Raw genomic sequence first — 14996 nt, forward strand, 5'->3', positions numbered from 1 at the left:
AAAGCGGCACGTCTCGCCGTGGCTCATCCTTTCGAATCGCCCGCGGCGTTCGACTCCCTGCGCTGGCATTACCCAGATCAGGTGTGAGGGTCTGCGGTTGCCCGCACTCTCAGCGCTGTGCGCTCCCCTGTCGTACTTAGGAGTGTTACAGGTCCAACTGTAGGGCAGGCGGCGTCGATGGTGGCGCCGGGGTGAGCCTGGCGTGGCTGGGTCAGGCGTGCTGCGTGACCGTCGGTGGATACCGACCGTGGTCGATCTTGATTGGTTCGGTGCGCGGGTACGCCTCGGGCGGCGCGTGTTGTCCGGTCTCCGCGGTTTCGACGATGTCCGCGAGGATCACCGTCACGTTGTCCGGCGCGCCCGCGGCGAGGGTGAGCGCGATGAGCTTGTCCGCCGCGGCGTCGATGTCCTCAAGATCGAGGGCCGTGGTGATGTCGTCGATATCGACGTAGTCGGTGAGGCCGTCGCTGCACACGAGATAACGATCGCCGTGCATCCGCACCAGCGTCGTGAAACGGGGCTTGACCTTGCTGCCGTCGACCGATTTGACGATGACGCTGCGATAGGGATGGTCATGTGCTTCCTGCGCCGTGATCTCGCCGGAATCGACCAACATCTGCACGAACGAGTCGTCGCTGGTCAGTTGCGTCAACCGAGAACGACTCCGCTGGTAGACGTACGCCCGCGAGTCGCCGACGTTGGCCACCACGATCCGCCGGTCGCCGAACAATATCGCGGTGGCCGTCGTACCCATCCCGGCCAGTTCGGGGCTTGTCTCGACCGCGGCCGCAATCGCCTTGCTGCTCTCATCGATCGCGGCCGCCAATGTTGTGTAGAGGCGCGGGTCGACGGTGTGTTCGTCGATGTCGGCGAAATGCTCAGCGGTGATCGCCGACGCGACCTCACCGGCTTCGTGTCCGCCCATCCCGTCGGCGACGACGATGAGTCGATTGCCTACGTGGTAGGAGTCTTCGTTGTTTCCGCGTTTCAGCCCTGGGTGCGTGCGCGCCGTCGCGTTGATGGCATATGACATCGGGTGCTCACCCCTCATCGGCTGATCTGGTGCTGGTCAATCTTACCCATCAGTGGCGATCGGGCGGGGTACGTCGCAACGTGCGTACGCCAAGGTGACGCGGATGCTAATGATCGGTCTCATCATCGGTGCCTTCGGCTATCAGCGTGTTCTGATGTCCGCGGCGGTTATGCCGGCGGATCAACCCGGATTCCTCCAGATCCAGATCCCGCTCGATCTGCTGGTAGCTCCCTTCGGACAACTTGCCGTTGTTGCGCAACCGGATGTACGTCGCGCGCTCGGATGCGATGATGTCGCGCCGTACGTGGTTGATCGTGTCCTGGTACTGCAGGTAGAGGTCGCGGTCGGCCTCGGCAACACTCGCCTCGGCGCCGCGGGCTTTAAGCCAGCGTTCGACGAGCAACCGCGCGGGCGCGGGGAGGTGGTGTTGGTCCAGTGCCGCGTGGGCGATCTCGCTGGCGCCCGCCATCGCTTCGTGGCGGGCCCGTCGTACCTCGATGGCGGCCGTCTCCGGATCGTCCGCATGTACGCCGACGATCCGAGCGAACCATGGCAAGGTTGGCCCTTGCAGGACGAGTGTGCCGAAGATGACGACCACCGTGCACAACAGAATCAGGTCGCGGTGCGGCGTATCTAGCGGCAAGGTCTGTGCCGCCGCCAGCGAAACAACGCCGCGCATCCCGGCCCAGGACACCACCGCCAGCTTCCGAGGCTCCAGGCGGTGCTCGCGGCGGAATAGGCGCGAGAGCGCGTCGCCGCCGTACACCCAGAGCGGCCTGCTGAGCACGACCACGAGCAGGGTGGTGACCGCGGCCAGCAACGCCGTACCCGCGCTCTCCTGGACCGATCGGACGATGTCCCAAAGCTGCAGTCCGATCAACGCGAAGACGGCACCCTCCAGGACGTAACGCAGCGTCGCGAACGTCGCCCCTTCGACGATCCGGACGTCTCCTGACACATGAGTCGCAGAGGTGAAGCCGACGATCAGCCCGGCGACGACGACCGCGAGTACGCCGGAGCCGTGCAATTGCTCTCCGAGGAGGTACGCCACGAATGGCGTAATCAGCGACAGCGCGGTGATCGACAACGAATTGGACAGTGCGTTGCGTGCCCAGGAGACGCCCACGCCGAGGATCGCGCCGACGGCGAGCCCGATCGCGGCGGACGTCGCGAACTCGCCGACCGCGGCACCGGAACCAAACGTGCCGACGCCGATCGCGGTGACCGCCACCTTGAGCATGACGAGCGAGGTCGCGTCGTTGAAGAGCGACTCGCCTTCGAGCAGTGTCACGACGCTGCGCGGCAGCCCGACCTTGCGGGCCACCGCCACCGCGGCGACGGCATCCGGTGGGGCGACGACCGCGCCAAGCGCGAGCGCCACCGGAAAGGGGATCGCGGGCACGACTGCGTGCACGATCAGGCCGACCACCACGGCCGTCAGGATCACGGCAACGACGGCGAGCTGCAGGATCGGTCGGAGCAGCTTCTTGAACGCGATGATCGAGGACTCCATGCCGGCGGCGTACAGCAGCGGCGGGAGCAGGATGAACAGAATGACGTCGGGTGACACGGTGAAGCTGGGTACGCCGGGGATGAACGACACGCCGAAACCGATGAGGACCAACAGCACCGGTGCGGCGATGCGCAGCCGGCTGGCGAGGCCGTTGACGATGATGACTCCGGCGACGAGGCCGATGACCGGCCAGAGCTGAGGCATGACCTCACCCTAAGACCCCCGATCCGTGTCGTCGTCCTCTCGCAACTCCACGTATGTGCCGTAACGCAACGCCGCTGGCAAAATTTCGCTGCCAACTGGCACATGTGTGCCCGAACGGCCGTGACGGAGGCGGCGTTAGGCGAGAGCGCTGCGGACGGTCGGGGGCAGTACTTCGCCGGCGCGACCGGTCACCACGAGCCGGGCGATCGAGTCAAGCGGCGTCGGCTCGTCGTTGATGATCGCCAGTTGTGCGCCGTGTCGTACGGCGTGGACTGGCAAGTCCGCTGCGGGGAAGACTTGCAGCGACGAGCCAATCGCCAGCACGAGGTCGGCTTGCTCCATCAGATCGGTGGATGCCTCGATGATGCCGGGGAACAGCATCTGGCCGAACGATACGGTCGCGGACTTCACCAGTCCTCCGCAGTCAGGGCAGCGCGGATCCGCCGTACCGGCGGCGACCAGGTCGAGAGCCCATGCGGTGTCGGCGCGAAATCCGCAGCCGTCCGGCGTACCGGCCACCGGCGCCGCACCAATGCACATCACCTCTCGCGCCGTCCCGTGGATTTCTACGACGTTGGTCGAGCCGGCGAGCTGGTGGAGACCGTCGATGTTTTGGGTTATCACCCCAAGGCTGCGACCAGCCTTGTCCAACTCGGCCAGTGCCAGGTGGGCGGGGTTGGGCGCAGGCGTGTTGCCGAGGAATTCCTTGCGCATCGCCCACGAGTTTGCCCGGACCTCGGCTGATCCGACGTACTTGTCGAAGGTGAATTCGCGCGGATCGTATCGGGTCCACACGCCGCCGGGTGAGCGGAAGTCGGGAATGCCGGACTCGGTCGAGATGCCCGCTCCGGTAAACGCGACGATTCGCGCGCTGTCTCGCATCAGGTCGGCAAGAGCGTCGGTGTCAGGCATGCCAGCCAGCCTACGACCCCAGCATTTCGTCAGCGCAATTACAGGCACAACACAGATTCGCGGAGGACAATGTCAACGTAGCTCGGTGAGGGAACGTCTTGCTAGCAACAGCACTCCAACAGCGAGCACGTCGCATCTGGGGGAACTATGTCGCCTAAGAGATCGATTCACCGCGACCGAACAGATATCTGGTCGACGATCGCCTTCTTCTTCGGAGGGATCGGCGCCATTATTGGCTGTTTCGTCGCCATACTAGCCAGCGTCCGGCACCAAGGCGACGCGATCACCTGGGGATTGGCGATAGCCAGTGTGGGCGTGGCGCTTGTCGCCTTCGCCGACGCTATCGACATCCGTGCCGCTCGCGTGTGGCGGGCCGCGCGGGTTAAACGCGACCGCGAGCACTCGTCATCACGTTAGATGCGCGCCGGCAACGCTGGGCATAGGCTTTGGGCATGGGACTTTTTGGTGGAACGCCGTCCATGATCGACGAACGCGTAGCTCTCAAGGGGCGCGCGGACTACGGGTACGCCGTACCCGACACGCACGAAGTGCTCGGCAACCCGATCAAGCCGCCGTACCCGGACAACCTCGAGGTCGCCGTCTTCGGCATGGGCTGTTTCTGGGGCGCGGAACGCATCTTCTGGCAACTCGACGGGGTCTGGACGACGGCCGCGGCGTACGCCGGGGGCTATACGCCGTACCCGACCTACGAAGAGGTGTGCAGTGGTCGGACGGGGCACGCCGAGGTCGCTCTGGTTGTGTACGACCCGAAGCAGATCACCTTCGAGGCGCTGGTCGCGGTGTTCTTCGAGAACCACAACCCGACCACCCGCTACCAGCAGGGCAATGATGTCGGCACGCAGTATCGCTCCACCATCCTGACGACGACTCCGGAGCAAGCCGAGGTCGCTGACAAGGTGCGTACGGCGTACCAGGCTCGCCTCACCGAGGCCGGTCACGGCGAGATCACCACCGACATCGAACCGGTGGGGCCGATCTATCTGGCTGAGGACTACCACCAGCAGTACTTGTTCAAGAACCCCAACGGCTACTGCAACCACGGTTTCAACGGGATCGCCTGCCCAGTAGGCATTCTCGCGCAGGACGAGGTGCCGAGTCAGCAGTCGGTTCTCGGCAACACCGACTGATCGAGCGTGTTGCCAGTTAGTGAACTCTCACAAGCTGACCGTGTGTGGGTCGGTATTCAGACTTGCCAGTAGGTATGCGGCGATCTGGTTACCGATCTGTTCTGGAGTGAGACTGCCGTGCGGGTCATACCACTTGTAGACCCAGTTCGCTGCGCCGAGACAGGTATTGACATACATCGTTACGTCGAGCGTTGCGCTCGAGCGGTAGCGGGTAGTGAGCCTGTGAAGGACGTCCTTAAGGATGCCTTCGTAGTCGTGTCGATGTTTGAGTAGTCGGTCCATCATGTGCCGTGGGAGCTCTTCTTCCTCCTCGAAGAACACCTTGTGCATTGCCTGATTGGTGCAGGTCGCGACCACACGTTGGACGATGAGCGCTCGGAAAGCTTCGATGGGGTCGTCGACCTCGTCCGAGATCGCTATCGCCTCCGCAACGGACCGTTCCATGAGGTCCTCGTAGAGGCGGACGAGGATCTCCTCTTTGCTGTCGAAGTAGTGGTAGAGGGTTGGCTTGCTCAATCCGGATGCGACGGCGATCTCGTTCATCGACGTTCCGCGGTAGCCACGCTGGCTGAACACGTCGACGGCGGCGGACAGAACTTCCTGTCGCCGTGAGGCGGCGTTACTGGGGCGCCCAACTTTCGCCACTTCTGTCTCCTCCTCGGTGCCGCTGCTCGGCGAGATCCGCTCAACCCTAGTTGTCGCGCTCCGCGACGTTGTGAACGTGGTCGCCGGGTCTGGGCTCTTGCCTACCTATGATCGCAGAGTTATTGTAGTTTACCGACCAGACGGTAAACTAATTGGAGCGACAATGACCCTCGCACCCGAGCACCGCGACTTCCAGTTGATGTGTCGCGCATTCACCGACAAACAGGTACGCCCTGCGGTGGCACAGGCTGAGACTGACGGGCGCCTTACCGATGAGCTCTGGCGATCAATGGGAGCTGCAGGAATGCTCGGCCTGATGACACCCGAAGAGCAGGGCGGGAGTGGTCGCGATCAGGTAGCCGTCGCCATAGTCGCCGAGGAACTCGCCAGGGCAGCCGGTGGCGTTGCGATCGGTCCGTTGGTAAGTGCATACATGGCCGGTACACACATCATCGATAACGGCACCGATGCCCACCGCGAAGAGTTTGCCGAAGGTATCGCGGCGGGGGAGAAGATTGCGTCGATCGCGGTCACCGAACCTGGCGCGGGGTCGGACGTCGCGGGCCTGATCACCCGGGCAGTAGCGGCCGATGACGGCTACCGCATCACGGGTCAGAAGATGTTCATCACCAACGCCGGATTGGCCGACGTCCTTATAGTCGGCGCCAAGACCGAGCCAGGACGCGGACACCGCGGTATTACGACATTTCTCGTTCGAGCAGGTACCGAGGGTCTGTCCGTGGGAAAACCGCTGCCCAAGATGGGATGGCGGTCATCCGATACCCGCGAGGTGATTCTGGACAATGTGTTCGTCCCGCGCAGCGACATCGTCGGCGGACTCAATCGTGGCTTCTACCAGATCATGGCGGCCTTCCAGCTTGAGCGGGTCATCCTTGCAGCGATGGGTGTTGGGCACGCCGCCGAAGCGTTTGAACTGGCGATCCGTCACGTTCGAGACCGCGCGGCCTTTGGCGGGCACCTAATAGACAAGCAGTCAGTCCGCCACCGTCTGGCGACGATGGAAATCGACCTGGACACTGCCCGGATGATCACCTACCTCGCGGCCGAGCAACTGCGGACCGGGCATCCCGACGCGCCGCGGACGGTAGCCAAAGCGAAATATCACGCGGCCGTTGCAGCCGCCCGAGTGGTCGATGACGCCGTGCAGCTTCACGGCGGGTCCGGATACGTAGAAGAAGGTGACATCGCCCGCCATCAGCGTGACGTCCGGATCCTCCGCATCGGAGGCGGAGTCGACGAGGTGCAGCTCGACATCTTGAGTAAGGCCTACGCCTGAGTTCATAGCGCCGAACCGTTGGACCGTCCAAGGAGGAATGAATGTCTGACAATCTGAGTGAAATGCTCGCGGCACCGCTGCTGCCGTTGCGCGAAGAGTGGGTCGCGCCGGACTACCAAGAGGAGGCGGCGCACGCGCGCGCTCTTCATGATGAAGATCCCGACCTGTATTGGGAGTGGGTCGCGAAGCAGCATCGTTGGCAGCGGCCGTGGTCGACGCTGCGCACCGGCGGGTTCGGCGATTTTGAGTACTACGTCGGTGGCCGCATCAACGTTGCGGACAATTGTGTCGATCGCTGGGCGGAGGACCCACAGACTCGCGACAAGCCAGCCGTGATCTGGGAGGGGGAACCTGGCGACAGTCGCACCGTCACCTATGCCGAACTTGCAGACGAGGTTGGTCGGTTCGCCGCCGGCCTGTCCTCGGTCGGGGTGCGACGGGGCGATATCGTGGCCATCTACCTTCCCAACACGGTCGAGGCGTTCGTGGCAATACACGCATGCAACCGCATTGGAGCTATATATACGATTCTCTTCTCTGGATTCAGCGAGGAGGCCGTGCGGTCGCGGTTGGCGCAGGCCGAGCCGAAGGCGGTCGTTGTCGCGGATGCGAGTTACCGTCGCGGACACGAGGTGCCGCTGCTTGACACACTTCGCGCCGCCCGGGCCGACCTCGTCGAGCAACCGGTGACGATCGTGTTTGACCGTACCGGGCACGGAGTTGCGCTGACCGACGGAGAGGTCGACTACGCCGAGTTGCTCGCGCAGCAAACCGTGTCGGCGCCCATGGCGCAGATGGATCCGAACGAGCCGGCGTTCCTAATATTCACGAGCGGAACCACGGCGAAGCCCAAGGGTGTCGTGCACAGCGTCGGTGGTTTCCTCGTTGGAACCTGGGCCAATGCGCACTGGCAAGTGGGCCCGCAGGATCGTGACGTCTACTGGGTCGCGGCCGACGTCGGGTGGCTTACCTTCCCTATCCAGGCTGTCATCGGTGGACTGGCCAACGGCATGACGATCGTTTGTTACGAGGGTGCGCTCGATGCGCCGACGAATGAACGTTTCTACCAGATCTGTGAGAAGCACGCGGTTACGAAATTGCTCGCCGCACCTACCGTGTTGCGCATGTTGCGTGGACTCGGCGAGGAGATCAACCATGCACATCCGCTGCCGTTGCTCAAACTTGTGACAGCGCAGGGTGAACCACTAGATAGCGAGACCTTCACCTGGACGAATGAGCATCTAAGTGGCGGGCTACCGGTGATCAACGCCTACGGCCAGACCGAGACCGGTTCGACCTGGACCTACCCCATCTACGGAGTGGATCCCCTCAAGGCCGGATCCGCAGGCACCCCCGTCCCGGGTCACACGTGTGCCGTCGTCGACGACGAAGGTCAGCCTGTTCCCGTTGGCGTAAAAGGCAACTTAGTCATTACTCGTCCGTTCCCCACTCTGGCCCGTTCGGTCTGGAAGGATCCCGATCGATACAAGGAGACCTATTTTGCACGGTTCCCTGGTGCGTACGCGACCAGCGATGAGGCGGTCATCGACCCGGATGGCCATTTGTGGGTGCTGGGCCGATCCGATGACGTGATCAACGTTGCGGCCCACCGGATATCGACGATGGAGATCGAAGAGGCAGTCGGCGGTGTCCCGGATGTGCTTGAGGCGGCGGTCGTCGGCGTCTCCCACGCGACGAAGGGGACTGTGCCGGTGGCATTCGTGCGGCTCACCCAGGACGCACCCTCGGACACTGTCGACACGATCACGAAGACCGTGCCGCAGCAACTCGGAAAGTACGTCCAGCTGGGTGCGGTGTACGTCGTTGACGCGTTGCCGCGCACTCGGACCGGAAAGACGGTGCGCCGGCTGTTGCGTGACGTTGCTACCGATGGTCGCCCAAGCGGTGACACCAGCGCGGTAGAGGACATCGCCGTACTCGACCGAATCGTCGAACTGGTGAGTCGCGCCAAGCAGAACTCCGGGGCGCAAGGATGAGCGCTGCTCGTCCCACAACGGGCATGTGGTTCGAAGAGCTCGCACCTGGAACGATCGTCCAGCACGCGGTGCGCCGCACCGTGACTGAGACCGACAACGTGCTCTTCACGACGATGACGATGAATCCGGCGCCGCTGCACTTGGACGCGGCTTATGCCGCGACCACCGAGTTCGGCAAGCCGTTGGTGAACAGCATGTTTACCATGGCGCTTGTTGTCGGACTCTCCGTGCACGAGCTGACGTTGGGCACGATAGTGGCCCAACTTAGCGTGTCGGACGCGGTCTTCCCGGCTCCGGTCTTTCACGGCGACACCATTCGAGTGGAGACCGAAGTGCTCAGTGCGCGGGAGTCTAGTTCGCGTCCGGGCGCAGGCCTGGTTGTCTTCGAACACCGCGCATACAACCAGAACGAAGTACTCGTCTGCAAGCTGCAGCGCACGGGCCTGATGCATAAGGAGCCACGAGAGTGACGGACTCGCAGATTCCTGTTCTTGAAGCCATTGACGCGGCCCGCGCCGGGAACAGTCCCGAGCGCTGGCCGGAGAAGATCCCGGTCCGCGATCGGGTCGCACTCCTTCTCGACCCGGGATCGTGGGTCGAGGACGGCCTGCTAGCGAACAGCGCTAGTGAAGGTCTCCCGGCCGATGGGGTGCTCACCGGGGTCGGAACCGTGCACGGCCGAACGGTAGCGGTCATCGCGCACGACTTCGCGGTCAAGGCCGGTTCGTGGGGTGAGTTGACGGTCGAGAAACAGATTCGAATTCTTGAGCGCGCCGATAGAGACCTGCTCCCGGTCTTCTACCTCGTCGATTCCGCCGGTGGGCGGCTGACCGACCAGTTCGGGTTCTTCCATGGCAGCCGTGGCGCTTCGCGCATCTTTCAACTCCAGGTGGCACTGTCCGGGCGAGTGCCGCAGATCTGCTGTTTGCACGGCCCGTCGGCGGCCGGGGGCGCCTACATGCCCGCGTTCACCGACTGGGTGGGCATGGTCAACGGCAATGCCTCGATGTATCTCGCCTCGCCGCGGGTTGCCGAGATGGTGACTGGTGAGAAGACCACCCTCGAGGAGATGGGTGGTGCGATGATGCATGCCAGCATCTCAGGGTGCGGCGACGAGGTTTTCGACTCGGATTGGGAGGCTATCGCCGCGGCACGGCACCTGCTGTCCTACCTCCCCGACGACTGGCGTACTCGGCCGGCAGAGGTCGAGGCACGTCAACCCGCGCGCCTTGACTGGCCGGCGAACTTGATTCCCGAAGAGCAGAACGGCGGATACGACGTTCGCGATGTGATCGACCGCCTGGCCGACGCGGACAGCTTCTTCGAAATCAAGGCGCGCTGGGCCACGGAGATCGTCGTCGGTTTCGCTCGCCTCGACGGCTCGGTCGTCGGTGTAGTGGCGAACCAGCCGTCAGTGCGCAGTGGCGCGATATTCGTCGATTCGGCCGACAAGGCCGCCCGGTTCATCAGCATGTGCGACGCCTACAACATCCCGTTGCTGTTTTTGCAGGACGTGCCCGGCTTCATGGTTGGAGTCGCAATCGAGCGTCAGGGGATCATCCGACACGGCGCGAAGATGGTGACCGCGATGGCCAGCGCCGAGGTTCCGAAGGTCGCCGTGGTACTCCGTAAGGCATATGCAGCGGGCTTCTACGCGATGTGTGCGCCAGGTTTTGAGCCGCGTGCCACCCTCGCCCTGCCCGGCGCGACGATTGCTCCGATGTCGCCGGAGGCCTCCACTAACGCTATCTACGCGAGAAAGATCGAGGCCATTGAGGACGATAACGAGCGCGAACAGTTCGTCGCCGAGAAGGTTGCCGAGCAGTCTGCTGATGCCGACCTGCTCAACGTCGCGAGCCGGCTCATCGTCGATGCGGTCGTGGAGCCCGGTGACCTGCGCACCGAACTGGTCCGGCGGTTTCACGCTGCTCAAGGCTGGAGCCGGTCTGCGAACCGTCGCCATCATGTGATCAGCCCCGTCTGAAGGAGATTGTCTTCATCCCATGAGCCAGATAACCGTCGCACCCCGCAGCGTGCTGTTCATGCCAGCCTCCAAGCCGACAATGGCGGCAAAGATCCCCGACATCCGGCCCGACGTCGCCGTACTCGACCTCGAGGACGCGGTGCAGCACGGCGCCAAGTCGCAGGCGCGCGAACAGTTGCGTGCCATCCTGACCCAGACACAGTTGCTGGACGGGGACGTCCCGATTCTGGTGCGCGTCAATGAGATGGGAAGCCCCTGGATCGACGAAGACTTGTCGCTCGTCCGCGAGATTCCCCGCGTGGGAGTGGTCCTACCTAAGGCCGAGTCGCCCGAGGCCGTCGAACGGGTGCGTTTACTACTGCCGGACCGTCACCTGATGGTGGGTGTGGAGAGCGCGCGCGGGGTGGCGGACGCGCGAGTCATCCTGGAGGCCGGCCCCGATAGCTGCTACTTCGGCGCCGAAGACTACATCGTCGACCTCGGCGGGCGACGCACCAACGCCGGCAACGAGGTGCTCTATGCACGCAGCCAGGTAGTCCTTGCCGCCCGGCTCAGCGGCGCGTACGCCGTCGACCAGGTAGTCGTCGCCGTACACGACGATTCCGCGTTTGAGGCCGACGCCGCGGTGGCGCGCGATCTCGGATACAACGGCAAGCTGTGCTTGCACCCGCAGCAGGTCGAAGTTTCGCACCGAGTCTTCTCGCCCTCGCCGGAGGAGGTAGCGCACGCCCGGCGCGTCGTGCGGGCCGCCGGCGACGGTGTTGGGTTGGTAGACGGAGCAATGGTCGACCACGTGCATGTCCGGCAGGCACGCGACGTACTCGCCAGATCCGGCGGAGCCTCGTAATGAGAATCGGAGACCCGTCGATGACAGTCCAGCCCGAACTGCGTCATGGAGACTTCACCGGTGTTCTGGTGGCAAACCGCGGCGAGATCGCCGTGCGAGTGATCCGGACTGCCCACGATGAAGGTCTGCGTACCATCGCCGTGCATTCAGACGCGGATGCCGACGCCCCGCATGTCCGTCTTGCCGATGAAGCGCACGCGCTGCCCGGCAACCTCGCCGCCACGACGTACCTCGACATTGAACGACTGGTCGATATCGCCTTGGCCAGTGGTGCGGAGGCGGTCCATCCCGGCTATGGGTTCTTGTCCGAGAGCGCCGAGTTTGCACGCGCGGTAACGGCGGCCGGGCTGATCTGGGTTGGTCCGCCACCCGCCGCGATAGAAATGCTCGGCGACAAGGTCAAGGCCCGCGCGGTTGCGCGTAGCGTCGGGGCGCCACTCACCCCAGGTACCGCGGAGCCGGTGTCCTCGGTGGCCGATGTGGACGAGTTTGTCGCGGCTCACGGCATGCCTATCGCGATCAAGGCAGTCTTTGGCGGTGGCGGACGAGGCCTGCGCGTGGTTCACGACCGGTCCCGGATCGCCGAAGAGTTGGAGTCGGCGAGGCGCGAGGCGGTTGCCGCATTCGGTCGCGGCGAGTGCTTCATCGAGCGCTACCTTGAGCGGCCGCGACATGTCGAGGCTCAGCTACTTGTCGACCGCTACGGTGACGCGGTCGTCGTCGGGACCCGCGACTGCTCGCTTCAGCGTCGTCATCAGAAGCTGGTCGAGGAGGCGCCGGCGCCGTTCCTCGCAGAGGAGCAGACGGGCGCGATCGTCGACGCGTCGCTGCGAATCGGCGCCGCGGCCGGCTACGTCGGCGCGGGAACCGTGGAGTTTCTCATCGGGAACGACGGCACGGTGTCGTTCCTGGAGGTCAACACGCGGCTACAAGTCGAGCATCCGGTGACCGAAGAGACGACAGGGGTCGACCTTGTCAGCGAGCAGTTCGCGATCGCACGGGGAGAGCGGCTTCGATTCAGTGTGATGCCTCCGGCCCGGGGACACAGCATCGAGCTGCGTATCAACAGCGAGGATCCGTCGGAAGGCTTTCGGCCAGTTCCAGGACGGATCACCCGGTGGAACTTCCCGCGCAGCCCGGGTCTGCGTCTCGACGCCGGGGTCGAGACGGGTACCACCGTCACCGAGTTTTACGACTCGATGCTCGGCAAGCTCATCGTCACCGGCAAAGACCGAGCCACCGCGCTTGCACGAGCGCGCCGAGCACTTGAGGAGCTTCATGTCGAGGGCGTGCCTACCGTGCTCACGCTCGATCGGGCGATCCTCGCGCATCCCGACTTCACCGCGCCAAACGGCACGTTCGGGGTGCACACAGGTTGGATCGAGTCGAACCTTGACCAGCTACTCGGCGAGGACCGCAGCGGCGACGACTCGTCCAACATCGTTGAGGTCGCGATCGGGCGGAACGTCCACCGCATCGAGCTTCCCGGCCTGGCGACGCTTGGTGAACGCGCTGACTCGATCCGCTCCAGCGTCAACCGAAAGATCGCGACCGTGGAGTTGAGTGACGCGGTCGTGACGCCGATGCAGGGCACTGTGGTGAAAGTGATGGTCGCCGAAGGTGACCGCGTGGTGCAGGGCGACATAGTGGCTGCTCTCGAGGCAATGAAGATGGAGAATCCGGTGCTGGCCCATCGTTCCGGCACGGTGCGCAACCTGAAGGTCGTGGTCGGGGACGTGTGCGGTCAGGGGGAGCAGATCTGCGTGATCGAGTCCGATTCCTGAGCGACAGTAACGTTGAGGTAGTCGCCGAATCCGCGGTTGGTGAAGCCGAGTGGCCATGCGCGGCGACCGGGGAAGCGAGGCGTCTTCCGGTGCCGGCTACGGGGGCATGTCCACTAGTTACATGTCGAAGATGACGGCCAGCGTAGTGCGAATCTGTTGGAGTACAACTGGGCCCACGTTTCCAAGATTCGACCGCACTCTGCTGACGGCAACGGAACGCACGTGCTCCACACCAGTCTCCCGGATTGTTCGAGTGAGTGGCACGACCAGCACGACGTTCGGGCCACCACGCAAGATCCTGCCTGCAGTGACGATCACGGCAGGCCTAATCATCCCCGCTTCAGACCCAGATGGCGCGTGGTCGTTTCGGACATATACCGTCCTACGATCGTGTAGACAAATATGTCTACAACCTCAGTCGTCGGCGCGGTCGCGGAGGTAGTCGCCGAATCCGTTGATGGTGAACCCGAGCTGTCCGTGTCCGGTGACACGGATGATCCCCTTCGCGATCAGTCGGTCGCGCGGTTCGCTCAGGCTGCGGCTCGCCACGTGTAGTGCGGTCGCGATGTCCGTGCGGCTCACCGACGTACCGCCGATGTCGGCCATTGCTTGAAGGAACGATTGTTCGGCAGGTGTGGCAGCGTTCCACCGAGCCCGGTGCAGCGTCTCAAGATCGGTGGCGATCGTCTGTCGGGCCGTGTGCACGTGCGCGAGCGTGATCTGCCGTCCGGCGTCAGGCCTGCCGGCGGCCCGCCAGGCGGCGTCTCCGAGAAGCTGCAGCGTGAACGGAAAGCCCTCGGCGTATTCGACCGCGGCTCGTAGTCCATCCGGTGCCCACGTGACGCCAAGTCGTTGTGCCGGGCGGACGAGCGCGGCTATCGCGGCGTTCGGCGATAGCAGGTCAAGCGGCTGATAGTCCCACCGCTCGGTGAAGCTGGCGGCGGCGCGCAGCACCGTGTCGGAGTTCGGTAGGCCGGCGGCGAACACGGCGGCCGGAGCGGCGCCGCTACCGGGGAGGTGTTGCAGGTTTTGCCAGCCGTGCGCGAACGAGCTCAGCCCGACCTTGTCCGCGTCCTGAATCTCATCAATGAGTAGGACGAGCCCGCTGTGCTTTTCGCGCTGCGCGGCCTTAGCCGCTTCGGCGAGAAACGTGGTCAGCTCACCAGCGCCGGCCGGGGCTCCCGGATCGTGAGCGGAAGCGTCCGGCGCAGCAAGCTTGGCCTCGGCACCGACGAGACCCGGTACGCCGACGCGGACCTTGAAGCTGGCCCTGTTGGCAAGGTCGTGCAGCTTGCGACGGGTCCGCGGCGCCCAGCCGTCGGTGGCGATCTCGAACTGCGCGGCGATGTCTGCGATCAGGCTGCCGCCGCCACCGGCGACCCAGATCGTCACCGCGCCACGTTGTTCGGCCATCCGTCGTACTTGGGCCAGCATCGACGTCTTGCCGACGCCGCGCGGCGCGATGTCGATGCGGGGCCGGCCGATAAACTGTCGCAGGTCGGCCATCAGCGACAAGCGCTCGTCGAACTCGGCGAGTTGGTGGTCGCGACCTGGCACTTCGGGCGCGATAGCCCCAGGCGTGTACGGACTCGGCTGCACGTCCTTCTCCCGATACTTTACGATAGTTCAGCC

The 14996-nt window shown here is 64.2% G+C and carries 13 protein-coding genes and 1 riboswitch; of the genes, 8 read left to right on the forward strand and 5 right to left on the reverse strand.

The features are described 5' to 3' along the window. Positions 1 to 37: 37 nt before the first annotated feature. Positions 38 to 139, reverse strand: a riboswitch (TPP riboswitch). 72 nt (positions 140 to 211) lie between these two features. The 3 genes from CLV47_RS01895 to CLV47_RS01905 all read right to left on the reverse strand — a co-directional run bounded on the left by CLV47_RS01895 (position 212) and on the right by CLV47_RS01905 (position 3662). Then, on the reverse strand, positions 212 to 1033 hold the full coding sequence (locus CLV47_RS01895; protein ID WP_170110917.1) for a PP2C family protein-serine/threonine phosphatase: 822 nt from the start codon (positions 1031 to 1033) through the stop codon (positions 212 to 214). A gap of 106 nt (positions 1034 to 1139) precedes the next feature. Further along, a complete protein-coding gene (locus CLV47_RS01900; RefSeq protein ID WP_106347291.1) occupies positions 1140 to 2750 on the reverse strand; it encodes a cation:proton antiporter in 1611 nt (536 codons plus the stop codon). Positions 2751 to 2885: 135 nt separating this feature from the next. Next, positions 2886 to 3662 carry an SIR2 family NAD-dependent protein deacylase gene (locus tag CLV47_RS01905; protein WP_106347292.1) on the reverse strand — a complete coding sequence of 259 codons (777 nt, stop codon included), beginning with the start codon at positions 3660 to 3662 and terminating at the stop codon, positions 2886 to 2888. 147 nt (positions 3663 to 3809) lie between these two features. Between CLV47_RS01905 and CLV47_RS01910 the strand changes: the two genes are divergently transcribed. Together CLV47_RS01910 and msrA are read left to right on the forward strand one after the other, a co-directional pair. Beyond that, positions 3810 to 4079: a hypothetical protein gene (locus tag CLV47_RS01910; RefSeq protein ID WP_106347293.1), complete on the forward strand. Its 270-nt coding sequence runs from the start codon at positions 3810 to 3812 to the stop codon at positions 4077 to 4079. Positions 4080 to 4114: 35 nt separating this feature from the next. Further along, positions 4115 to 4810, forward strand: coding sequence for a peptide-methionine (S)-S-oxide reductase MsrA (gene msrA / locus CLV47_RS01915; RefSeq protein ID WP_202862326.1), 696 nt, complete (start codon positions 4115 to 4117; stop codon positions 4808 to 4810). Between the two features lie 27 nt (positions 4811 to 4837). Here the strand turns inward: msrA and CLV47_RS01920 are convergent, their stop codons facing one another. Continuing rightward, positions 4838 to 5455, reverse strand: coding sequence for a TetR/AcrR family transcriptional regulator (locus tag CLV47_RS01920; protein ID WP_170110918.1), 618 nt, complete (start codon positions 5453 to 5455; stop codon positions 4838 to 4840). Between the two features lie 163 nt (positions 5456 to 5618). Between CLV47_RS01920 and CLV47_RS01925 the strand changes: the two genes are divergently transcribed. Genes CLV47_RS01925 through CLV47_RS01950 form a run of 6 tightly spaced genes read left to right on the forward strand, consistent with a single transcriptional unit; the run spans position 5619 to position 13364 of the window. After that, a complete protein-coding gene (locus CLV47_RS01925; RefSeq protein ID WP_106347295.1) occupies positions 5619 to 6752 on the forward strand; it encodes an acyl-CoA dehydrogenase family protein in 1134 nt (377 codons plus the stop codon). A 41-nt stretch (positions 6753 to 6793) separates the two neighbouring features. Continuing rightward, positions 6794 to 8749: an AMP-binding protein gene (locus tag CLV47_RS01930; protein ID WP_106347296.1), complete on the forward strand. Its 1956-nt coding sequence runs from the start codon at positions 6794 to 6796 to the stop codon at positions 8747 to 8749. Then, positions 8746 to 9219, forward strand: a complete 474-nt coding sequence (locus CLV47_RS01935; protein WP_106347297.1) for a MaoC family dehydratase — start codon at positions 8746 to 8748, stop codon at positions 9217 to 9219. The genes CLV47_RS01930 and CLV47_RS01935 overlap by 4 nt, the downstream gene beginning before the upstream one ends. Beyond that, a complete protein-coding gene (locus CLV47_RS01940) occupies positions 9216 to 10733 on the forward strand; it encodes an acyl-CoA carboxylase subunit beta (RefSeq protein ID WP_106347298.1) in 1518 nt (505 codons plus the stop codon). Before CLV47_RS01935 ends, CLV47_RS01940 begins: the two co-directional genes overlap by 4 nt. A gap of 19 nt (positions 10734 to 10752) precedes the next feature. Next, positions 10753 to 11580 carry an HpcH/HpaI aldolase/citrate lyase family protein gene (locus tag CLV47_RS01945; RefSeq protein WP_106347299.1) on the forward strand — a complete coding sequence of 276 codons (828 nt, stop codon included), beginning with the start codon at positions 10753 to 10755 and terminating at the stop codon, positions 11578 to 11580. A gap of 20 nt (positions 11581 to 11600) precedes the next feature. After that, the gene (locus CLV47_RS01950; protein ID WP_106347488.1) at positions 11601 to 13364 is read left to right on the forward strand and encodes an acetyl/propionyl/methylcrotonyl-CoA carboxylase subunit alpha; all 1764 of its coding nucleotides are present in this window, start codon (positions 11601 to 11603) and stop codon (positions 13362 to 13364) included. Positions 13365 to 13778: 414 nt separating this feature from the next. On the opposite strand, the gene CLV47_RS01960 is transcribed toward CLV47_RS01950, so the two are convergent. Continuing rightward, positions 13779 to 14963, reverse strand: coding sequence for an ATP-binding protein (locus CLV47_RS01960; protein ID WP_106347301.1), 1185 nt, complete (start codon positions 14961 to 14963; stop codon positions 13779 to 13781). Between the last annotated feature and the right edge of the window lie 33 nt (positions 14964 to 14996).

The organism is Antricoccus suffuscus (genome assembly GCF_003003235.1).
Taxonomy (GTDB): domain Bacteria; phylum Actinomycetota; class Actinomycetes; order Mycobacteriales; family Antricoccaceae; genus Antricoccus; species Antricoccus suffuscus.